The organism is Pseudomonas wadenswilerensis (genome assembly GCF_900497695.1).
GTDB lineage: Bacteria > Pseudomonadota > Gammaproteobacteria > Pseudomonadales > Pseudomonadaceae > Aquipseudomonas > Aquipseudomonas wadenswilerensis.
The window spans coordinates 464,363-485,990 of sequence record NZ_UIDD01000008.1 but is presented as its reverse complement, the minus strand read 5'-3'; the positions used below and the strand labels follow the sequence as shown (position 1 = coordinate 485,990).

The 21,628-nt window shown below is 64.6% G+C and carries 21 protein-coding genes; 14 read left to right on the top strand and 7 right to left on the bottom strand.

The window, feature by feature from the left end; all coding sequences use genetic code 11:
• Positions 1-88: 88 nt before the first annotated feature.
• A complete protein-coding gene (gene argC, locus CCOS864_RS17720) occupies positions 89-1,021 on the top strand; it encodes an N-acetyl-gamma-glutamyl-phosphate reductase (RefSeq protein ID WP_115087642.1) in 933 nt (310 codons plus the stop codon).
• A gap of 113 nt (positions 1,022-1,134) precedes the next feature.
• Here the strand turns inward: argC and CCOS864_RS17715 are convergent, their stop codons facing one another.
• Entirely contained in the window at positions 1,135-1,470 is a 336-nt protein-coding gene (locus CCOS864_RS17715) for an SH3 domain-containing protein (RefSeq protein WP_233673815.1), read from the bottom strand.
• Positions 1,471-1,572: 102 nt separating this feature from the next.
• Here CCOS864_RS17715 and CCOS864_RS17710 point away from each other — a divergent pair, with 102 nt between their 5' ends.
• Positions 1,573-4,224 (top strand): excinuclease ABC subunit UvrA, encoded by a 2,652-nt coding sequence (locus CCOS864_RS17710; protein ID WP_115087640.1) that lies wholly within the window; start codon positions 1,573-1,575, stop codon positions 4,222-4,224.
• Between the two features lie 57 nt (positions 4,225-4,281).
• Positions 4,282-5,724 carry a SulP family inorganic anion transporter gene (locus tag CCOS864_RS17705; protein WP_115087639.1) on the top strand — a complete coding sequence of 481 codons (1,443 nt, stop codon included), beginning with the start codon at positions 4,282-4,284 and terminating at the stop codon, positions 5,722-5,724.
• A 6-nt stretch (positions 5,725-5,730) separates the two neighbouring features.
• Here the strand turns inward: CCOS864_RS17705 and CCOS864_RS17700 are convergent, their stop codons facing one another.
• Positions 5,731-6,582, bottom strand: a complete 852-nt coding sequence (locus CCOS864_RS17700; protein ID WP_115087638.1) for a CAP domain-containing protein — start codon at positions 6,580-6,582, stop codon at positions 5,731-5,733.
• 134 nt (positions 6,583-6,716) lie between these two features.
• Between CCOS864_RS17700 and CCOS864_RS17695 the strand changes: the two genes are divergently transcribed.
• Positions 6,717-7,331, top strand: a complete 615-nt coding sequence (locus tag CCOS864_RS17695) for a cell wall hydrolase (RefSeq protein WP_115087637.1) — start codon at positions 6,717-6,719, stop codon at positions 7,329-7,331.
• A 1-nt stretch (position 7,332) separates the two neighbouring features.
• Here the strand turns inward: CCOS864_RS17695 and CCOS864_RS17690 are convergent, their stop codons facing one another.
• Together CCOS864_RS17690 and CCOS864_RS17685 are read right to left on the bottom strand one after the other, a co-directional pair.
• On the bottom strand, positions 7,333-8,046 hold the full coding sequence (locus tag CCOS864_RS17690; protein WP_115087636.1) for a DUF1963 domain-containing protein: 714 nt from the start codon (positions 8,044-8,046) through the stop codon (positions 7,333-7,335).
• A 79-nt stretch (positions 8,047-8,125) separates the two neighbouring features.
• Positions 8,126-8,716, bottom strand: a complete 591-nt coding sequence (locus CCOS864_RS17685) for a TetR/AcrR family transcriptional regulator (protein ID WP_115087635.1) — start codon at positions 8,714-8,716, stop codon at positions 8,126-8,128.
• Positions 8,717-8,805: 89 nt separating this feature from the next.
• Here CCOS864_RS17685 and CCOS864_RS17680 point away from each other — a divergent pair, with 89 nt between their 5' ends.
• Positions 8,806-9,405, top strand: a complete 600-nt coding sequence (locus CCOS864_RS17680; protein ID WP_115087634.1) for an NAD(P)H-dependent oxidoreductase — start codon at positions 8,806-8,808, stop codon at positions 9,403-9,405.
• A gap of 9 nt (positions 9,406-9,414) precedes the next feature.
• Here CCOS864_RS17680 and CCOS864_RS17675 read toward each other — a convergent pair whose 3' ends face one another.
• On the bottom strand, positions 9,415-9,924 hold the full coding sequence (locus tag CCOS864_RS17675) for an RrF2 family transcriptional regulator (protein WP_115087633.1): 510 nt from the start codon (positions 9,922-9,924) through the stop codon (positions 9,415-9,417).
• A gap of 192 nt (positions 9,925-10,116) precedes the next feature.
• On the opposite strand from CCOS864_RS17675, the gene CCOS864_RS17670 reads away from it, so the two are divergent.
• The gene (locus CCOS864_RS17670; protein WP_115087632.1) at positions 10,117-11,322 is read left to right on the top strand and encodes an NAD(P)/FAD-dependent oxidoreductase; all 1,206 of its coding nucleotides are present in this window, start codon (positions 10,117-10,119) and stop codon (positions 11,320-11,322) included.
• Positions 11,323-11,327: 5 nt separating this feature from the next.
• On the opposite strand, the gene CCOS864_RS17665 is transcribed toward CCOS864_RS17670, so the two are convergent.
• The gene (locus tag CCOS864_RS17665) at positions 11,328-12,221 is read right to left on the bottom strand and encodes a GNAT family N-acetyltransferase (protein WP_115087631.1); all 894 of its coding nucleotides are present in this window, start codon (positions 12,219-12,221) and stop codon (positions 11,328-11,330) included.
• A 162-nt stretch (positions 12,222-12,383) separates the two neighbouring features.
• On the opposite strand from CCOS864_RS17665, the gene CCOS864_RS17660 reads away from it, so the two are divergent.
• The 3 genes from CCOS864_RS17660 to CCOS864_RS17650 all read left to right on the top strand — a co-directional run bounded on the left by CCOS864_RS17660 (position 12,384) and on the right by CCOS864_RS17650 (position 16,407).
• Positions 12,384-12,890: a sigma-70 family RNA polymerase sigma factor gene (locus CCOS864_RS17660; protein ID WP_115087630.1), complete on the top strand. Its 507-nt coding sequence runs from the start codon at positions 12,384-12,386 to the stop codon at positions 12,888-12,890.
• A complete protein-coding gene (locus tag CCOS864_RS17655; RefSeq protein ID WP_115087629.1) occupies positions 12,887-13,870 on the top strand; it encodes a FecR domain-containing protein in 984 nt (327 codons plus the stop codon). Before CCOS864_RS17660 ends, CCOS864_RS17655 begins: the two co-directional genes overlap by 4 nt.
• Positions 13,871-13,956: 86 nt before the next feature.
• A complete protein-coding gene (locus CCOS864_RS17650; RefSeq protein WP_115087628.1) occupies positions 13,957-16,407 on the top strand; it encodes a TonB-dependent siderophore receptor in 2,451 nt (816 codons plus the stop codon).
• Between the two features lie 426 nt (positions 16,408-16,833).
• Here the strand turns inward: CCOS864_RS17650 and thpR are convergent, their stop codons facing one another.
• Complete coding sequence (gene thpR / locus CCOS864_RS17645; RefSeq protein ID WP_115087627.1) at positions 16,834-17,373, bottom strand: RNA 2',3'-cyclic phosphodiesterase; 540 nt, start codon at positions 17,371-17,373, stop codon at positions 16,834-16,836.
• 149 nt (positions 17,374-17,522) lie between these two features.
• On the opposite strand from thpR, the gene CCOS864_RS17640 reads away from it, so the two are divergent.
• Genes CCOS864_RS17640 through CCOS864_RS17620 form a run of 5 tightly spaced genes read left to right on the top strand, consistent with a single transcriptional unit; the run spans position 17,523 to position 21,627 of the window.
• Entirely contained in the window at positions 17,523-18,299 is a 777-nt protein-coding gene (locus CCOS864_RS17640; protein ID WP_115087626.1) for an ABC transporter substrate-binding protein, read from the top strand.
• A 24-nt stretch (positions 18,300-18,323) separates the two neighbouring features.
• On the top strand, positions 18,324-19,013 hold the full coding sequence (locus CCOS864_RS17635) for an ABC transporter permease (RefSeq protein WP_115087625.1): 690 nt from the start codon (positions 18,324-18,326) through the stop codon (positions 19,011-19,013).
• A 13-nt stretch (positions 19,014-19,026) separates the two neighbouring features.
• Positions 19,027-19,722 (top strand): ABC transporter permease, encoded by a 696-nt coding sequence (locus CCOS864_RS17630; protein WP_415842522.1) that lies wholly within the window; start codon positions 19,027-19,029, stop codon positions 19,720-19,722.
• 9 nt (positions 19,723-19,731) lie between these two features.
• A complete protein-coding gene (locus tag CCOS864_RS17625; protein WP_115087623.1) occupies positions 19,732-20,844 on the top strand; it encodes a succinylglutamate desuccinylase/aspartoacylase family protein in 1,113 nt (370 codons plus the stop codon).
• An 18-nt stretch (positions 20,845-20,862) separates the two neighbouring features.
• Positions 20,863-21,627, top strand: a complete 765-nt coding sequence (locus tag CCOS864_RS17620; RefSeq protein ID WP_115087622.1) for an ABC transporter ATP-binding protein — start codon at positions 20,863-20,865, stop codon at positions 21,625-21,627.
• Position 21,628 lies beyond the last annotated feature (1 nt).

The following is a 21,628-nucleotide window of genomic DNA, read 5'->3' as shown; positions in this document are numbered from 1 at the left end:
AAGGTGAGCATCATGATATTCAAATTTTCTTTCGTCCAGCCACAGGTGAAGATGGCCGCTCATTTGTAGCCTTTGCACGAGAGCACCCATGCACCAGCCCCTGGTTTTTATCGACGGCGATCAAGGCACCACCGGCCTGCAGATCCACGCCCGCCTGAACGGCCGCAACGACCTGCGCCTGCTGACCCTGCCAGCGGCCGAGCGCAAGAACCTGCAACTGCGCGCCGAGGCCATCAACAGCGCCGACGTGGCGATCCTGTGCCTGCCGGACGATGCCGCGCGTGACGCAGTGGCGGCCATCGTCAACCCGGACGTGCGGGTGATCGACGCCAGTTCTGCGCACCGCACGACACCGGGTTGGGTGTATGGCTTGCCGGAACTGGACGAACAACAGGCCGAGCGCATCGCCCGGGCCAAGCGGGTCAGCAACCCTGGCTGCTACCCGACGGGCGCCATCGCCTTGCTGCGGCCGTTGATTGCCGCAGGCCTGCTGCCGGCGGACTATCCGCTGACCGTGAACGCGGTGTCGGGTTATTCCGGTGGTGGCCGTGCCGCGGTCGAGCGCCATGAAGGGCCCGACGCGCAGGCGGCCCAGGGCGTGCTGGTGTATGGCTTGCACCTGGACCACAAGCATGTGCCGGAGATTCAGCAGCATGCCGGTTTGTCGCAACGGCCGGTGTTCGTGCCCAGCTATGGCAGCTACCGTCAGGGCATCGTGCTGACCATCGCCCTGCAGACCCGGCTGCTGCCGGCGGGCGTCACTGCCGCGCGTTTGCAGGCGTGCCTGGCTGAACATTACAACGGCGCGCGCTATGTCCAGGTGGCGCCGCTGCAACTGGGTGCATCAGCGGTGCAACTGGACCCGCAAGCGGTCAACGACAGCAACGACCTGCGCCTGGCCGTGTTTGCCCATGAGCAGCACGGCCAGGTATTGCTGACGGCGGTGTTCGACAACCTCGGCAAAGGTGCGTCGGGGGCAGCGGTGCAGAACCTGGAGCTGATGCTTGCGGCCATGGGCTGAGTATCGGGGCTGCTGCGCAGCCCATCGCTGGCAAGGCCAGCTCCCACAGGTCTGGTGTACGCAAGACTATTGTGGGAGCCGGCCTTGCCGGCGATGGGGCGCGAAGCGGCCCCTCATTTGTCCCGTAACACTCGCAACGGCACCCACCCCGACGCACTCCCCTTGCGACACCACACCCAGCCGTTCAACTGCCGGCCACCCACCAGGCAATCGCCCACCTCCACATCCAGCTCCCGGGCACAGTAGTCTTCCAGGGCGATACCCTGATCATCGCCAAGCCGCTCGATCACCTGCCCCGGCACCCAGCCATCCTGTTGCCCGGGTGTGCTGCACAAGTACCAGTTATCCCAACCCTCCTCACCGTCATAGCGCTCGCCGATGTTCAGTGGCGCGCCTTTGGCAAAGGTAATGGGCGCAGGGTATTCACTTCGATGCGCTTCGATCACCATGAACTTCACTGGGTTTCACCTCCATTTGAAAATCGACGGCACTGGCGCCATGCTCAGCGGTCTGCCTCTTATGCGGATCGGTCAGCAGGGAAGAATATCGCCATGTGCGCAAAACCAGTAGGTCCCGCCAACGCCAGCGGTTGTGTCCGGGTGCGCGGCGCCCGTGAACACAACCTGAAGAGTGTCGACGTCGACATTCCCCGCGATGCGCTGGTGGTGTTCACCGGGGTGTCCGGCTCGGGCAAATCGTCGTTGGCATTCTCCACCTTGTATGCCGAAGCCCAGCGCCGCTATTTTGAATCGGTGGCGCCCTATGCCCGGCGCTTGATCGACCAGGTCGGGGTGCCAGCGGTGGATTCGATCGAGGGCCTGCCGCCAGCAGTGGCCCTGCAGCAACAACGCGGCACGCCCAGCGCGCGCTCATCGGTCGGCAGTGTCACCACCCTGTCGAGCCTGATCCGCATGCTCTATTCGCGTGCCGGCAGTTACCCGGCCGAGCAGCCGATGCTGTTCGCCGAAGATTTTTCGGCCAATACCCCGCAAGGCGCCTGCCCGCAGTGTCATGGCCTGGGCCGGGTGTTCGATGTCAGCGAGGCGTCGATGGTGCCCGACCCGTCGCTGACCATCCGCGAACGGGCGGTGGCCTCCTGGCCCATGGCCTGGCAGGGGCAGAACCTGCGCGACATCCTCGTGACCCTGGGCTATGACGTCGACATCCCCTGGCGCGAGCTGCCCCAGGAACAGCGCGACTGGATTCTGTTCACTGAAGAAACCCCGACCGTGCCGGTGTACGCGGGAATGACGCCTGCGCAGACCCGCCAGGCGCTCAAGCGCAAGCTCGAACCCAGTTACCAGGGCACCTTCAGCGGCGCCCGACGCTACGTGCTGCACACCTTCACCCATTCGCAAAGCGCGCTGATGCGCAAACGCGTCTCGGCCTTCATGCGCGCCAGCCCCTGCCCGGCCTGCGCCGGCAAGCGCCTGAAAGCCGAGGCGCTGACAGTGACCTTTGCCGGCAAGGACATCGCCGAGCTGTCGCGCCTGCCGCTGCTGGCCCTGGCCGAGCTGCTCAAGACCGTGGCCACTGCCGACTACCTGAATCAGCCTGACGAAGCCGGCGCGGTGCTCAGCCATGCGCAAACCCGCCAGGCGCGCCAGCAACGCGCTGCTCGGGGCGACAACCCCCACGCAGGCGGCGCGGACGTGCGCCACACGCCCAACCTGTCGGTGGAAAAACGCCTGGCCGCGCAACGCATCGCCGAGGAGCTGCTGGAGCGCATCACCACCCTGATCGACCTGGGCCTCGGTTACCTGGACCTGGAGCGCAGCACGCCGACGCTGTCCTCGGGCGAACTGCAACGCCTGCGCCTGGCGACCCAGCTCAACTCGCAGCTGTTCGGGGTGATCTACGTGCTCGATGAGCCTTCGGCCGGGCTGCATCCAGCCGACAGCGAGGCGCTGTTCGAGGCCTTGCAGCGGCTCAAGCAGGCGGGCAACTCGGTGTACGTGGTCGAGCACGACCTGGACACCATGCGCCGCGCCGACTGGCTGGTGGACGTCGGCCCGGATGCCGGTGAACACGGCGGCCAGGTGCTGTACAGCGGCCCGCCGGCCGGCCTGGCGAAGATCGATGCCTCGCGCACCCGCCATTACCTGTTCAACGACAACCTGCCTGCGCCTCGCCAACCGCGCCAGGCTCAAGCATGGCTGCAGCTGGAAGGCATCAGCCGCAACAACCTTGACCAGCTCGAGGTGGCCTTCCCGCTGGGCTGCTTCAGTGCGGTCACGGGGATTTCCGGCTCGGGCAAATCGAGCCTGGTCAGCCAGGCGCTGCTCGACCTGCTCGGCGAGCACCTGGGCCAGGCCCGCAGCCAGGAAGAGCCACCAGAGCAGAGCCTGGAAGATGAACCGAATCAAACCAGCGACGGCTGGATCAGCGCCGGGCTTGAGCATATCCGCCGCCTGGTGCCGGTGGACCAGAAGCCCATCGGCCGTACCCCGCGCTCGAACCTGGCGACCTACACCGGCCTGTTCGACCACGTGCGCAAGCTGTTCGCGGCAACATCCGCGGCGCAGGCGCAAGGCTTCGATGCCGGGCAGTTCTCGTTCAACGTCGCCAAGGGCCGCTGCGAAACCTGCGAAGGCGAAGGCTTTGTCAGCGTCGAACTGCTGTTCATGCCCAGCGTCTATGCGCCCTGCCCGACCTGCCATGGCGATCGCTACAACCCCGAGACGTTGGCCATCACCTGGCAAGACCTGAACATCGCCCAGGTGCTGCAACTGACCGTCGACCAGGCCAGCCAGCGTTTCGCCGAACAGCCCGCCATCAGCCGCGCCTTGCGGGTACTGCAGGAGATCGGCCTGGGTTATCTGCGCCTGGGCCAGCCGGCCACCGAGCTGTCGGGCGGTGAAGCCCAGCGCATCAAGCTGGCCACCGAGCTGCAGCGCCTGGCCCGTGGCGCCACCCTGTACGTGCTGGACGAACCCACCACCGGCCTGCACCCGCAGGACATCGACCGTTTGCTGGTGCAGTTGCAGCGCCTGGTCGAGGCCGGGCATACGGTGATTGTGGTCGAGCACGACATGCGCGTGGTGGCCCAGAGCGACTGGGTCATCGATATCGGCCCCGGGGCCGGCAGCGCGGGCGGCAAGGTGGTGGTCAGCGGGCCACCTGCGCAGGTCGCGGCCTGTGCCGACAGCCGCACGGCGGGATTCCTGGCCAGGGCGCTGGCTTGCGATCGGGAAATTACGTAGCATCCTACGCTTTTTTCCCGGCAGCACCCCGCTGCCGGGCCGTTTTTCAGGTAGGTCATGAGAACAACCCCGCTACGCGCCGATGTCCTGGCAGGACTCACCACAGCCTTCGCCCTGGTGCCCGAGTGCATCGCCTTCGCCCTGGTGGCGCACCTCAACCCGCTGATGGGCCTGTATGGCGCCTTCATCATCTGCACCCTGACCGCCCTGCTCGGTGGCCGCCCGGGGATGATTTCCGGCGCGGCCGGCTCCATGGCCGTGGTCATCGTCGCCCTGGTGGTGACCCACGGCGTGCAGTACCTGCTGGCCACGGTACTGCTCGGCGGGCTGATCATGATCGCTTTCGGCCTGCTGCGCCTGGGCAAGCTGGTGCGCATGGTGCCGTATTCGGTGATGCTCGGCTTCGTCAACGGCCTGGCGATCATCATTGCCCTGGCCCAGCTTGAGCACTTCAAGGCCGATGGCGCCTGGCTCAGCGGCTCGCCGCTGTACCTGATGCTGGGGCTGGTGGCGCTGACCATGGCCATCGTCTACTTGCTGCCACGCCTGACCCGCAGCGTGCCACCGGCATTGGTCGCGATCCTTGGCGTGGGCGTCGGGGTCTACCTGCTCGACCTGCCGGCCCGCACCCTGGGAGACCTCGCGCACATCGCCGGGGGCCTGCCGGCTTTGAGCTGGCCGCAAGTACCGTGGAACCTCGAAACCCTGCAGGTCATCGCCCCCTACGCGCTGCTCATGGCCCTGGTCGGCCTGCTGGAAACCCTGCTGACCCTCAACCTCACCGACGAGATCACCGAAACCCGCGGCCACCCCAACCGCGAGTGCGTGGCCCTGGGCGTGGCCAACATGACCTCCGGGCTGTTCGGCGGCATGGGCGGTTGCGCGATGATCGGCCAGACCGCGATCAACCTCAGTTCCGGCGGCCGCGGGCGGCTGTCCGGGGTGGTCGCCGGGGTGATGATCCTGATGTTCGTGCTGTTCCTCTCGCCGCTGATCGAGCGTATTCCATTGGCGGCGCTGGTCGGGGTGATGTTCGTGGTTGCCCAGCAGACCTTCTCGTGGGCGTCGTTGCGGGTGCTGCACAAGGTGCCGGTCAACGATGTGCTGGCGATCATCGCCGTGACCCTGGTGACGGTGTTCACCGATCTTGCGACTGCGGTGCTGTGCGGCATCGTCATCGCCGCGCTCAACTTCGCCTGGCAACAGGCCCGCGAGCTGTATGCCGACAGCCATGACGAAAGCGACGGCAGCCGGTTGTACAAGGTCCATGGCACGCTGTTCTTCGCCTCGACCACGCCGTTCCTCAACCAGTTCGACCCGGCCAATGACCCGGCCCGGGTGACCCTCGACTGTCGTCACCTGAACTTCGTCGACTACTCGGCGATTGCCGCGCTCAAGACCCTGCGCGAGCGCTACAGCAACAACGGCAAGCACCTGCGCGTGGTGCACCTGTCCGAGCGCTGCAAGCAACTGCTCAAGCGTGCCGGGCTTGAGCACTAAGGCCCATCAGGGCGCGCCGAACATCGCTGTCCAGTAGATCCCGGCGTCACTCTTGGGATCGACCGCGTAGGCCGCGCCCAGCTCGCTGAACTGCGGGTTCATCAGGTTGGCGCAGTGACCGGCGCTGGCCAGCCAGCCATCGACCACCTTGCGCGGGGTGTCCTGCCCGGCAGCGATGTTCTCGCCGACCTGCTGGCCGGCATACCCGGAGAGCTCGGCGCGATCCCCCGGGGTACGGCCGTCGCGGTCTTTGTGGTCAAAGAAGTTGTTGTTGGCCATGGCCCGCGTGTGGCTCTCGGCGGCGCCGGCCAGGGTGGCGTTCCAGGCCAGCGGCGTGGTGGCGTTGAATGCCTGGCCACCGCATTGGCGCGTCTGGCTGCGCGCCGCGTTGATCATCTCCAGGACCTTCTGCCCTTCGGCCTGCCAGTCGCCCAGGCGCCCTGCCAGCAACGGCCGCGCCAGGACGATGCGCCAGTCGCGGCCCTCGCGGCTGACCCCGACATCGACGAACTGCGGGTTGAGCACCACCTGACAGAAACTCTCCTGCACCGCCTTCATGGCCGACTGCACATCCCGCGGCCCGGACAGGCTGATGGCCTGGACGTTGACCATCGGGTAGCTCTTTTGCGCCAGGGCCTCGCGCAGATCGCCCATGCTGTTGGCCGGCAACACCAGGCGCGGATCGCTGGCCAGCGGCGGCAGCTCCATCGAAACCTGGCCGGCACAGCGCTGGGCCTGGCTGCGGTAGGCGTTGATCGACTCGACCAGCTGCGACTCGTCGCTGGCCTGGGCCGTCACGGTGGACGCCAGGCCCAACGCCAACAAGGCCAGAGGTGCAACAGATGACGTGACGCGCATGGAAATCTCCCTTGATCGGACTGCGTAGATGATGCACGAAGTTGCCCGTGGTCTGACAGCGGGAATGTTTTGCGCCCGGCGCGGTCGACCCTGTAACAGGAAGTTGTACTTCTACGCCACCCAAAGGTTCGAGCATGCGCCTGCTAACGATTGCAACGTGCCTGGTACTGGCGCTCTCCGGCGCCGTGGCAATGGCGGCTGACTCCAAGGCCCAGGTGGCCGAAGAAAAGGCCCAGGTGCTGGAGCAAAAAGCCGCGAGCAGCCCCGATGCCCCGCCCGCACCAAAGTACCAAGCCATCACCAAGACCGAAGTCCAGGCCGTCGACCCGGCCGGCGCAGCCGCGCTGGACGATGCCATCACCTGCCTGGCGCGCAGTATCTACTGGGAATCGAAGGGCGGTAAATCAGCGGACATGGAGGCGGTGGCCAACGTGGTGATGAACCGGGTCGGGCACGAGGGCTTTCCCGATTCGGTCTGCGGCGTGGTCAAGCAAGGCTCGGAGAAAGGCGCCTGCCAGTTCTCCTGGTGGTGCGATGGCCGCTCGGACGATGTCCAGGAAGAAGTGCGCTACACCCTGGCCAAGGAGATCGCCCGCAAGGCGCTGAACAAGCAGTTGCCTGACCGTACCGGTGGCGCCCTGTACTTCCACGACCGGCGCGTGCGCCCGGACTGGTCGAAGACCTTTGCCAGGACTGCGCAGACCTCCGAGTTTCTGTTCTACAAGCCGCGTAACGGTGCGTCGCACTAGCTCAATAGAAGTCGTAGTAGATCGTCCACTCGCCGGTGTCGCGGTGCTTGAAGAACATCAGGCTGCCGCTGTCGACCACGTTGAGGTTGATCTTGGCATCGGATGAAACCTGGAAGACGAACTCGAAGCCGTCGCCCGGGTATACGCCCGACTGGCAGAACGACGGATAGCCGCCGATCTTGTGCTCGTAGGCGTGGGTGATGACCTCGTAGTAACACTCGATGTCCCCTGCCCGTTCGAGCTTGACGATTTCCGTGACCAGCTCATCCGGCACACCGCCGCCATCCCACAGTGGATAGTCTTCGGCGAGTTCTTCAGCGCGCAAGGGAAAGGCTTTGAGGAAAGAGTTGGCGACCGGCAGGTCCTTGCGTACCAGCTCATCGTCGGCGCGGTATTCACGGATCAGCCAGTTGTCGCCCATGGCCTCGAACTCATCCGGAAACGGGTAGCCGACGAACAGGGTGAGGACGCGGATGTCCTTGAGCGCCGGGCTGCTGAACGGCAGGCTGGGCAGGTGGAACTGGGCCACCGGCAACAGTTGTTCGCCGGCAGCGTTGGTCGGTACGCCTTCGTCGGGGCGGTAGAGGAACACCCGGCCGAGCCAGCTTTCTTCATCGCTGTTAGTGGGGCGAAAGCCACCGGCGAAAAAGCGCGTGGCGGGTTTGGCCAGGCGTTGCTTGATTTCTTGAATGTCCGTATTTCTCGTCCGCTTAATAAGGCCCTATCGCGGGTCAAGCCCGCTCCTACAGGGGGGGTAAGCAGCCTGTGGGAGCGGGCTTGCCCCGCGATGTATTTTAACTGCGCACCACCATCGCCTTGATGGTCTCGAACAACTCCTGCTGCGCCTGCTCCGCCGTAATCTCACCGTTCGCCGCAGAATGAGACAACGCCTCGGCCGCGCCGATCATCGCCCGCAGTCCCGCGACGCCAATCTCGCCACGGCCACTGAACGGCTCCAGCAGCGCCCGGCATTTGCCCATGAACACCGCCTCGTACTCGCGCTTGAGCTGCTCAAGCTCCGGCGAGCTGGCCAGCGCGGCGATCACCCCGGGAATCTCCCGGCCCTGGGTCAAGACGCAGTCGACGTAGGAGCTGGCAATCACCGCAGCGGTACTTTCAAGCGTCGGCTCACAGGCGGCCAGGGCGGCATCCATCACTGCTGTCTGGCGCACATCAAAGGACTGATACAGCGCCGCCAGCAACCCCGAACGGGTACCAAAATGGTCATACACCACCGGTTTGGTAACCCCGGCCAACTCAGCCAGGCGCCCCAGGGTCAGGGCTTCGGTGCCCTCCTCACGGATCAGGTGCCAGGCCACGTCCAGGAGTTGTTGCTGACGGTCTTGACGCGACAGACGACGACGCGGTTGCGGATCGCTTGACATGCTTACCTACCAAAAGTAACTTACCAAAGGTAACTTATGCCCAGCATACAACTTACGCCCCTTCCCCGCAATTCGCAGGAGTCCTTGCCATGCACGCACTTGTGGTTGTCGCTCATCATGATCCACGCTCGCTGACCCACAGCCTGGCCGCCAAGCTCGCCGAAGGCCTGGTGCACAACGGCCATAGCGCCGAGGTCGCCGACCTGTTCGCCGAAGGCTTCAACCCGCTGTTCGGCCCGGCCGACCACGCTGTTCATCATCGCACCGCAGCGCCTGCCGATGATGTGCTTGCCGAGCAGGCACGCATCGACCGCAGCGACGCTCTGGTGCTGGTCTTTCCGGTGTATTGGTGGTCCATGCCGGCGCTGCTCAAAGGCTGGATTGACCGGGTGTTCAGCAATGGCTGGGCGTTCGACTTCAGCACGCAGGCGCCGATGGTAAAAATGCTTGGCCGCTTGAACGTACACCTGATCGGTGTCGGTGGCGCCGATGCCGCGACCTTCAGCAAACATGGCTATGAGCGGGCGATGAAAACCCAGATCGACCACGGCATCTTCGATTACTGCGGCGCCCGGGTACTGAGCTCGACCTTGCTGCTGGACTCGGAAAGCGCCGACCCCAGCGCCCACCTTGAAAGCATGTTCGAGCACGGCCGCACGCTGTTCGCCGAAGTCGCCGAGCCCGCCTGAAACCGCGCCTTACTTGCTGTCGCGGCGGTCGTTGATCCACCTGACCACCTGGGTGGAAAACTCCGCTGGCGCCTTGCGCCCCAAGCGCCGCGACAGATCGAGGATGGTCTGCTGGGCCAGGGCTTCTTCCATGCGCTTTTGCGCGGTCAGCATCACCGCGTGAATGGCACAGGTGCCGTCAATGGCCCAGGCCGGCGGCGCACCGTCGAACAGCGTGCAGCGGTCGCGCACATCGCGGCAATCGAAGATCGCCTTGTGCCCGTCGATGGCCGTGACGATATCCAGCACGGTGATTTCGTCCGCAGGCCTGGCCAGCTTGAAGCCGCCACGCACGCCTTCGGTGGCAACCACCAGTCTGGCCTTGGCCAGTTTGGTAAAGACCTTGGCCAGGTATTCATGGGGCACACCCTGCAGCTCGGCCAGGTCGCGCACGCTGGCTTCGCGGCTTTCGCCCAGGTCGTCGACCAGAAACAGCAGGCAGTGCAAGCCGTACTCGACGCCGGCGCTATACAGGGACATGTCAATCTCCGACTGGATTTGTCGCCAATACTACCAGTTCACTACGACCACCAGCAAACCGGGGCAGGCACAAACCGGTTTGAAAAAAAACTTGCACTTGATAACTACGACCAATACAGTCGTAGTTATCCGCTGCGGGTCACGACGTACCTGCGACCGGCAAACAACAGCCCTTCTTTCTCGGAGCAGAACATGAAACAGCACATCCTGATCATCGGCGCCGGCTTCGGCGGTATGTGGAGCGCCCTCAGCGCCACTCGCCTGCTGGAGCAGCACGGGCGCAACGACGTCAGCGTCAGCGTGCTCGCCCCCCAGGCCGAACTGCGCATCCGTCCGCGCTTCTACGAAACCGATGTGCAGCAGATGAAAGCGCCGTTGGCTGAACTGTTTACCGCCGTGGGCGTGAACTTCATCCAGGGCGCGGTGGACGAGATCGACGTGGCCGGCAAGCGTGTCGGCTACCGCGACGGCCAGGGCCTGCAGCAGGTGCTTGGCTACGATCGCCTGGTCATGGCCAGCGGCAGTGGCGTGGTCCGGCCAAACCTGGCCGGGCTTGATGAGCACGCCTTCGACGTCGACCAGATCGAATCGGCCAGCCGCCTGGAGCAGCACATCAAGGCCCTGGCGCAACGGCCTGGATCAACGGCGCGCAACACCGTGGTGGTGGCCGGCGGCGGCTTCACCGGCATCGAGACCGCGAGCGAAATGCCCGCCCGCCTGCGCGCAGTGCTGGGCCAGGACGCTGAGGTGAAGGTGATCATTGTCGATCGCGGCAACAAGATCGGCGCGGCCCTGGGCGAAGGCATCAGCCCGGCGATCGTCGAAGCCAGCGCGGCACTGGGGGTCGAGTGGCGGCTCAATGCCTCGGTGGCCGCCGTGGATGCCGACGGCGTGACCCTCGCCGACGGCCAGCGCATCGAGGCCAGCACCGTGGTCTGGACCGTCGGCGTCCGCGCCAGCGCGCTCACCGAACAAGTGCCGGGGCAACGCGATGGCCATGGCCGCCTGCATGTCGACGGCAACCTCAAGGTCATTGGTCAGGAGCATGTATTCGCCACCGGTGACGTGGCCTACGCCGCCACCGACGACCTCGGAAACCACGCCTTGATGACCTGCCAGCACGCCATCGCCCTGGGCCGGCATTCGGGCAACAACGTCGCCGCCGACCTGCTGGGTGTCGAACCGCTGCCGTACCGCCAGCCCAAGTACGTCACCTGCCTGGACCTGGGGGCCTGGGGCGCGGTGTACACCGAGGGCTGGCAGCGTGAGGTCAAGCTGATCAAGGACGAAGCCAAGACCCTCAAGCAGCAGATCAACTCGGTGTGGATCTACCCGCCCGTGGCCGATCGTGCGATTGCCCTCGCCGCTGCCGATCCGCTGATTCCGGTGGTGGCCTGAGCGACTCAGGCGTGTGACAGCAACGGAAACATCAGCCTGGCATGCTCGATGAACTGACCGGCCTGGCCGAGCACGAACAGGCTGTCATCCGACTCAAGCGGCTGCGCCTCGAAGCCGCTGACATCCAGCGGCGTAAACCCCAGTACCACCCGGGTGGTCTGGGGTGTCCTCAGTTCTGCAATCAGTGCCTGCAGGTCGAGCGCTTGCCTGGCGAACACCTCATAGAGCGTCATCACGCCGTCGACGATTTCCATCACCACATAGGCCTGCAGCGCTGCCGAGTAGTGAACGCAGTCTTTGAAAAACGACGTGCAATAGAACATCGTCTGATCAGGATTACTGCGCATCGCCAACCGTGCAGCGGGTACCGCGCTGGCGACCGCGCTGATGAAGCGCAGGCGCTCGAGCACGTCGCTCATGTCGACCCTGTAGAAGCTGCAAGGCTGCGCTGATGGGCTTAACGCCGCGCTGTACTGATGTTCGAGCACCCGGCGAAAACCGAACCTGGGGTAGTAATCCAGCACTGTATCGTTGGCAAACAGGTAGATCAGCTCGCACTGGCCCTGCCATCTGTCCAGCACCCGCTCCAGCAGCACGCGGCTCAGGCCTTTGCCACGATACTCCGGCGCGACCATGACCGTGCCTAGCTGGATGCAGCGCTTAGGCTCGCCGAGCACCTCGAAGTGCATGAGGTTGACCGAAAGGTTGGCGACGATGCGCCCGTCATGGGCCAACGCACAGGGCTGGTAGCCTTCGCCCCAATAGCCGTCCTGGTACCACTGTTCGAAATCGAATTCGAACGTCTGGTGGGTCAAGGCGTTGAAGCTGGCGCGCAGCCGTGTATCGTCCTTGAAGTTCTCCAGCAGGGTGAACCGCTGGCCTGCGAGCGACAGGTCCATTCTCTTTTCCCTTGATTCGTCTGGCCGCCACCCTATTACTGCGCCCAAGGGCAGTCTGTAGGAAAATTGTAAAGCACGGTTGGCGGCGGTGATTGCACCTTGCCTTGCCGCACAGGTAAGATTGAGAACGATTCACACTAACACCTTCGGGAACGCCAACCGGTGCCAACCTCCTCCACCCGCAAGCTGGGCTTCTTTTTCAGCGACCACCACCGTTGGCTCCTGCAGCACATCCACAAGCGCCTGCGCAACCGCGCCGACGCCGAAGACACCGCCGCCGAGACCTTCTGCCAGATGCTCGCCGCCCAGGTCGATCCGGCGAGCATCCAGCAGCCGCGCGCCTATCTGTCGACCATCGCCCGCCGGTTGATCTTCGATCGCCATCGCCGTCGCCAGCTGGAGCAGGCTTACCTGGAACGTTTGGCGGCCCTGCCTGAGCCGCTGGCGCCCTCCCCGGAAGAGCAACTGCTGCTGATCGAAGCACTGGTGAGCATCGACCAGGTGCTCGACGGCCTGCCGATGATCGTCAAGGCCACCTTCCTCTACAGCCAGCTCGACGGCATGAGTTATGTCGATATCGCGCGCAAGCTCGACCTCTCCGAGCGCACTGTCAGCCGCTACATGAAGCAGGCCCTGAGCCAGTGCTACCTCAGTGAGCTGGCGCCATGAGCCAGCGCCGTCTCGACCCCAGCGCAGAAGCCGCCATCGACTGGATGGTGCGCTTGAGTTCGGGCAACACCGACGCCCAGTTGCACAGCGACTTCAGCCAGTGGCTGGGCAGCGACCCGGCCCACGCCCAGGCCTGGGCACGCTTGCAGGAACGCCTGGGCGGCGCCTGCCAGACCGTGCGCAATTTCGAGCGCCGCGCCCCGGGGCACACCGGTGAGGTTCGCCAACTGTTGCTGCAGCCCAACGGCTCGCGGCGCGAACTGCTGCGCGCCTTCGTCGGCATCGGCGTGCTCGGCGGTGGCCTGTGGCTGGGCGCGCGCAGTGAGGTGGGTGAAGCACTGCTGGCCGATTTGCGCACGGCCAAGGGCGAGCGTCGCGACTTCACCCTGGCCGATGGCAGCCGCCTGAGCCTGAACGCCGGCAGCGCCGTCGACCTGCAGTTCGATGGCCATCAGCGGTTGCTGATCCTGCGCCAGGGCGATCTGATCATCCAGGTCGCCGCCGACCCGCAGCGGCCGTTGCGGGTGCGTAGCGCCCAGGGTGAAATGCGCGCCCTGGGCACGCGCTTTCTGGTCAGCCAGGAGGCCGAGGCCACGCGCCTGGTGGTGCTTGAGCATTCGGTACGCGCGCGGCTGTTCAACGGCAGCGAACTGGATGTACAGGAAGGCCAGGCCGCGCTGCTGCATGGCGAACGCATCGAAGCCCTGGGCAATGACGAGCGTCAGCGCGCCGACTGGCTCAGCGGACGCCTGAATGTGCTGGATGATTCCCTCGAGTCAGTGGTCGAGGCGCTGCGCCCTTACTACCGCGGGTTTGTCCGGGTCGAACCCGAAGTGCGCGGGCTGCGGGTGCAGGGGGTCTTCCCGCTGGACGAACCGCAGCGGGCCTTCGCCGCACTGGCCGAAACCCTGCCGGTCAAGGTCGATCAGTACAGCCCGTGGCTGACGCTGATTCGGGCGAAAACCCCGCTGCAAAAATAATTTATGCAAATCACTCGTATTTGTGTCCGGTTTTCATTTCTCATCGCACCTATCTCCTGACACGCCAACATAATCAGGAGAATTCCGTGCTCAACCCTTGGTCCCACGCCCTTCCTGTCGCCGTGGCCCTGGCCACGCTGGCCAGCACCGTCCAGGCCCAGGAACAGGCCCTGAGCTTCAACCTGCCCGCCGCCTCCCTGGCCAGCACCCTCAATGCCATCGCCAGCCAGAGCGGCCGCATCGTTTCGCTGGACCCAGCGCTGGTACAGGGCAAGCAGGCACCGGCGATCATCGGCAGGATGAGCGCGATGCTGGCCATGCAGAAGGCCCTGGCCGGCAGCGGCCTGCAGTTGCTGGTCACCGAACAGGGCAACTTCAGCGTGCTGCCGAGCATCGACGCCGGCAACGCCCTGGAGCTGGGCGCCACCAGCATCAGCGGCATCGGCGGCGATCTCAATGCGGCCACCACCGAGGGCACCGGCTCCTATGCGGCGCGGGCGACCACCATTGGCAAGGGCAGCCATACCCTCAGGGAAATTCCCCAGTCGGTCACGGTGATGACCCGCCAGCAGATGGACGACCAGAACATCGTCGACCTCAAGGACGCGGTCAACCAGACCACTGGCCTGGTCGGCCTGCAGGGCGTGGGCCCGGGCCTGATCATTTATTCGCGCGGCTTTCAGATCGACGACTGGCAGTACGACGGCGTGGCGATCCCGCGTAACACCTATTCGCTGGGCAACTGGGCGACCCAGGACCTGATCTTCTTCGACCGCATGGAAGTGCTGCGCGGCGCTTCCGGCCTGTTGCAAGGCACCGGCAGCCCGGGCGGCGCCGTTAACCTGGTACGCAAGCGCGGCCAGGCTACGCCGACCGTGACCGTCACCGGCAAGGCCGGCAGCTGGGACCACTACGGCCTGCAACTGGACGCCGGCGGCCCGTTGAACGATGCCGGCACCGTGCGCGGGCGCTTCGTCGCCGACGAGGACCAGAGCGATTCGTTCGTCGACTACGAATGGAGCAAGACCCATTCGCTGTACGGCGCGCTGGACTTCGACCTGAACGAGGCCACCACCCTGGGCTTCGCGGTCAGCCAGTCCAACGCCGAGTCGCGGCCAATGCTGCGCGGGTTGCCGCGCTATGCCGACGGCAGCGGCCTGGATGTGCCGCGTTCGACCTTTACCGGCTCGCGCTGGAACCATTCGGAAATCGACGTCACCACCCTGTACGCCGACCTTGAGCACCGCTTCAACGACGACTGGAAATTCCACGTTGGTGCGATTCGCATGAGTGAAACCAACGAGTCGACCCACCAGCGCGTACAGACCGTTGACGATGCCATCAACTTCGATGGCAGCGGTGTCAGCTATGCCGACTGGGTGACCGATTTCGACTCCACCAAGGTGGGTGTCGACATGAACCTGGTGGGCAAATTCAACGCCTTCAACCTCGAGCAGGAAATCACCCTGGGCGGCAACTACTCGAAGCTGACCACCGATGATCTGTTCGCGCGCACGTTCAACGACAGCACTGACAACATCTTCGATATCGACCATCACCGCCCGGATATCAGCTACGACAGCTTGCTCGACAAGCCCAACGGCCGTGGTTTCAGCAGTGCCTATGACGTGCGCCAGAAAGGCCTGTATGGCGCCTGGCGGGTCAAGCTGGCCGAGCCGTTGACCCTGGTGCTGGGTTCGCGGGTCAGCTGGTTCGACTACAGCTATGACACGACCATGCATGCCGGTGTCACCCGCGCCCCTTCGGTCAGCCCGACCAGCACCATGACCGAAAGCGGTGAAGTTACCCCGTACCTCGGTATGGTGTACGACCTGAGCCGCGAATGGTCGCTGTACGCAAGCTACGCCGACGTCTTCGTGCCGCAGACCGAACGCAGCGTCGGCGGCGCGGCGCTCAAGCCGATCATTGGCAGCAACTACGAAATGGGCATCAAGGGCGAATTGCTCGATGGCCGCGTCAATACCTCCCTGGCGGTGTTCCGCTACGACCAGGAAAACCGCGCGATCATCGACAAGGCCTCGGGCTTTGCCTGCGATGACTGGTACTGCTCCACCGCCGCCGGCAAGGTGCGCAGCCAGGGCATCGAGGCTGAAGTCAGCGGCGAAGTGCTCAGCGGCCTGCAGCTGTTTGCCGGCTACACCTACAACACCACCACCTACCTCGACGACCCGGACGACAAGGGCAAGGTGTTCAGCACCTGGACGCCCAAGCACATGTTGCGCATGTGGGGTAACTACCAACTGCCGGGTGACTGGAGCAAGGTCAGCGCCGGCCTGGGCTTCACCGCGCAGTCGCATACCCTGGGCTACGAGCACACCTACGACGTGCCCGGCTACGCGGTGTGGAACGCGCGCCTGGCGTACCAGCTGAGCCCGGAAGTGGGCCTGGCGCTGAATGCCAACAACCTGTTCGACAAGCACTACTACATTGCGGCCTACAACCAGCTCAACGGCAACAACAACTTTGGTGACCCGCGCAACTTCACCTTTACCGTGAAGTACACGCCGCAGTTCTAGGTTGCCAGCCAATCGCCGGCAACGCCGGCTCCCACAGTGGGTCTGTGTACGCCGGGTTTGTGGGAGCGGGTCTTGCCCGCGATCGGGCGCGAAGCGGTCGTAATCCAGACACTACCTGATGTGTTGGCTGTACCGGCCTCATCGCTGGCAAGCCAGCTCCCACAGGTAACGCGCCGATCCTGTGGGAGCGGGTCTTGCGAAGCGGTTGTAATCCAGACACTACCTGATGTGCTGGCTGTACCGGCCTCATCGCTGGCAAGCCAGCTCCCACAGGTAACGCGCCGATCCTGTGGGAGCGGGTCTTGCGAAGCGGTTGTAATCCAGACACTACCTGATGTGCTGGCTGTACCGGCCTCATCGCTGGCAAGACAGCTCCCACAGGTAACGCGCCGATCCTGTGGGAGCGGGCGCGAAGCGCGTCGTAGACTATAACGGCCACTGCGCCAACGGCCAGTACTGGCCCTTGCGCGACTCGAACAAGGTGAAGTGCCGCGCACGCAGCACAAATTCCGCCGGCACCAGCGCCTCCGGCTCACTGCCACGGTAGTCACGGGCCAATGTCAGGTGCGGGCGGTAGTCCCGTGGGTCCTGGGCAAAGCCCAACGGCAGCATGGCCTGCTGCAGGGCATAGGCCAACTGGCGCAAGGCCGCCGGCATCTGGCTGGGCACCAACACCAACGCCTTGGCCGAGCGCCACACCTCCAGCCGGTCGAGCACCAGCGTCAGCGCCTCACCCGGCACCTTCACGCCCGCAGCGGCGGCGAGGATCGCAGGTAACTGCGCAGTGCCCGCCGCACCGATGAACATCAGGGTCAGGTGAAAATTCGCCGAGGGCACTGGCCGCCCCGTTTCCATATCCAGCTCACTGCGCCACCGGGCAATGGCCCGGCGTTGCTCTGCCACGCAGTCGAGGGCAAAGAACAGGCGCTTGAAGGGTTCACCGGTTTCGCCAATGCCTGGGTCCATGCCATGCACTCCTGGGGTCGAGTGCTTGAGTCTACCGCCTGGACGGAGGTGCCGTCAGTCGGCCGATTGATATTTTTATTTTCATGAAATTGATTTCTGAAATAAATCATGTCATTTCTATGCGCACCCCACCCACCGGAGTCAAGAATATGAACAAGACCGGACTTCTCGGCGCACTGGCCCTCTGTGCCTGCAGCGCAATGACCCAGGCCGACCAAGGCAGCCTGCGCATCGGCATCGAAGCTGCCTACCCGCCTTTCTCCTACCGTACGCCGCAAGGCGAACTGACAGGGTTTGACTACGACATCGGCAACGCCCTGTGCGCACAGATGCAGGTCAAGTGCCAGTGGGTGATCCAGGAGTTCGACGGCATGATTCCGTCGTTGAAGGTCCGCAAGATCGACGCTGTGCTGTCGTCGATGTCGATCACCGAAGACAGACTGAAATCGGTCGACTTCACCGACAAGTACTACCACACGCCCGGCAAGTTCGCGATGAAGGCCGGCAACCAGATCAGCGACCCGGCCACCGACCTCAAGGGCAAGCGGGTCGGCGTGCAGCGCGCCTCGACCTATGACCGCTTCGCCACCGAGCAGCTGGAAAGCGCCGGGGTCGAAGTGGTGCGCTACGCCTCGCAGAACGAAGCCTTTCTCGACCTTACCGCCGGGCGCCTGGACGCAACCCTCGCCGACATCGTCAACACCGAAGAAAGCTTCATCAAGACCCCCGCCGGGCAAGGCTTTGCCCTGGTCGGCCCGGATATCAGCGACCCGCAATACTTCGGCCGTGGTGCCGGAATTGCCGTGCGCAAGGGCGACAGCGCCAACCTGGCCAGGCTCAACGCCGCCATCGCGGCAATCCGCGCCAACGGCACCTACCAGCAGGTGCAAAGCAAGTACTTCCCGTTTGATATCTACGGCCACTAACCCCGGCTGGCGAGGACTTTCATCATGCTTCATGGCTACGGATCGAGCATTCTCGATGGCGCCTGGCTGACCATCAACCTGGCTTTGCTGGCCATGGCCATGGCCATCAGCCTCGGCCTGATCGGCGCGGCCTGTCGCTTGTCGCCAGTCAAATGGCTGGCAGGCCTGGGCGAGTTGTACACCACGGTGGTGCGCGGCATCCCCGACCTGGTGCTGATCCTGCTGGTGTTTTATGGCGGCCAGGACCTGGTCAACCGCCTGGCACTGGCCCTGGGTTACGAGCAGTACATCGACATCAACCCGTTCATTGCCGGGGTCTGCACCATGGGCTTCATCTTCGGCGCCTACCTCTCGGAGACTTTCCGCGGCGCCTTCCTGGCCATTCCCAAGGGCCAGGCCGAAGCCGGCGCGGCCTATGGCATGAGCCCCCTGCAGGTGTTCTGGCGGATCAGCGTGCCGCAGATGGTGCGCCTGGCGCTGCCGGGCTTTACCAACAACTGGCTGGTGCTGACCAAGTCCACCGCGCTGATTTCGGTGATCGGCTTGCAGGACATGATGTTCAAGGCCAAGAACGCGGCCGATGCCACCCACCAGCCGTTCACCTTCTACCTGGCCGTGGCCGGCCTGTACCTGCTGCTGACCAGCCTGTCGCTGCTGCTGTTGCGCGGCGTCGAGAAACGCTACTCGATCGGCTGCAAAGCCGCCGAACTCTGAGGGGAGTTGCCTGATGCTCGACTATCACCTGATCTGGCAAAACCTGCCGCTGTACCTCAACGGCATTCTGCTGACCTTGAAGGTGCTGATGATCTCCCTGGCCTGTGGCCTGGCGCTGGCAATTCCGCTGGCCCTGATGCGGGTCTCGCGCAACTGCCTGCTGCGTTACCCGGCCTGGCTCTACACCTATGTGATCCGCGGCACGCCGATGCTGGTGCAGCTGTTTCTGATCTACTACGGCCTGGCCCAGTTCGAGGCGGTGCGCAACAGTGTGCTGTGGCCGTACCTGTCCAGCGCGACCTTCTGTACCTGCCTGGCCTTTGCCATCAACACCAGCGCCTACAGCGCCGAGTTGCTGGCCGGCAGCCTGCGGTCCACGGCCCGTGGCGAGGTCGAGGCGGCCCGGGCCATGGGCATGTCGCGCCTGACGATGTACCGGCGCATCCTGCTGCCCTCGGCCCTGCGCCGGGCCCTGCCGCAATACAGCAATGAAGTGCTGATGATGCTGCAGACCACCAGCCTGGCCTCGATCGTGACCCTGGTGGATATCACCGGCGCGGCAAAAACCTTCAATGCCCGTTACTACCTGCCCTTCGAGGCCTTCATTACCGCCGGGCTGATCTACCTGGTCCTGACCTTCATGCTGGTGCGCCTGTTCAAGCTGGCCGAGCGCCGCTGGCTGGCCTACCTCGCCCCGCGCAAGCACTAAGGAGCTTTCATGCAGCAAATTGACCATGTTCTGCCCTGGAGTGCCTGCGGCACCCAGCGCACCCTGCGCCTGTTTCGCTTCGGCAGTGGCGCACGCAAGGCCTATATCCAGGCTTCGCTGCACGCTGATGAACTGCCCGGCATGCGGGTGGCGGTCGAGCTCAAGCGGCGCCTGGCCGAACTCGAGGCCCAGGGCCGGCTCAGCGGTGTGATCGAGCTGGTGCCACTGGCCAACCCGATCGGCATCGGCCAGATGTTCCAGGCCACGCACCAGGGCCGATTCGAGTTCAACAGCGGCAAGAACTTCAACCGCGATTTCCCACCCTTGACCGAAGCGCTGGTAGCGCGCCTGGAGGGGCAACTGGGCAGCGATGGCGAAGCCAACGTGGCAACGATTCGCCAGGCCATGGCCGCGACCCTTGCCGAGCTGCCCGCAGCGCGCAGCGAGCTCGACGGCCTGCGCCGCCTGTTGCTGCAAAGCGCCTGCGATGCCGACCTGGTGCTCGACCTGCACTGCGATTTCGAATCGGTGATGCTGCTCTACGCCCTGCCGCAGAACTGGCCAACCCTGCGCTCGCTGGCAGCACGCCTGGGTGCCGAAGCGGTGCTGCTGGCCGAAGACGCCGGCGGCGACGCATTCGATGAAGCCTGTGCGGTGCCCTGGTTGCGCTTGCGCGAGTACTTCCCGGAGGCCGAGATTCCCCTGGCCTGCGTGGCCACCACCGTCGAACTGCGCGGCATGGCCGACACCGGGCGCGAAGCATGCCAGGCCAGCGCCGAACAGATTCTCGGCTACCTCGCCGACCAGGGCCTGATCAACGGCGACTGGCCCGCGGCGCCCAGCCAGTGCTGCGCCGCCACACCCTTTGCCGGCGCCCAGTATGCCTATGCCGAACATCCCGGCGTGGTCAGCTATCTGCAACCTTTGGGGGCGCGGGTCACGGTCGGCGACCCGCTGTTCGAAGTGATCGACCCGCTGACCGATCGCCACAGCGTGGTCCGCGCCAGCACCGACGGCGTCCTCTATGCCCGCGAACGCCTGCGCTTTGCCCAGCCCGGTCTGTGGCTGGCCAAGGTCGCCGGCACCACACCGATTCGCCAGGGCCGCCTGCTCACCGACTGACCCACCGAGTACCTACTGATGAACAAACTGCAAATCAACGACCTGCATAAAAGCTACGGCAACCATCAGGTGCTCAAGGGTGTCTCGCTGCAGGCCAGCGCCGGTGACGTGATCAGCATCATCGGCTCCAGCGGCTCGGGCAAGAGCACCTTCCTGCGCTGCATCAACCTGCTCGAGCAACCCAACGCCGGCGAGATCCTGGTCAACGGCGAGCAGCTCAAGCTGCGCAACTGCTCCCGCGGCGGGCTCAGGGCCGCCGACCCGCGTCAGCTGCAACGCCTGCGCGCACGCCTGAGCATGGTCTTTCAGCACTTCAACCTGTGGTCGCACATGAGCGCCCTGGACAACGTCATGGAAGCGCCGGTGCAAGTGCTGGGCATCAACCGCAAGGAAGCCCGCGAGAAGGCCGAACACTACCTGCACAAGGTCGGCGTCAGCCATCGCCGCAATGCCTACCCTGCGCACATGTCCGGCGGCGAACAGCAACGCGTGGCGATCGCCCGCGCCCTGGCCATGGAGCCGGAAGTGATGCTGTTCGACGAGCCGACTTCGGCGCTTGACCCGGAACTGGTCGGCGAAGTGCTCAGGGTCATGCAGGACCTGGCCAGCGAAGGCCGGACCATGGTGGTGGTCACCCATGAAATGGGCTTTGCCCGCGAGGTGTCCAACCAGTTGCTGTTCCTGCACCAGGGCATTGCCGAAGAACGCGGTCACCCCCGTGAAGTACTGGCCAGGCCGCAGTCCGAGCGCCTGCGCCAGTTTCTTGCCGGCAGCCTCAAGTAAG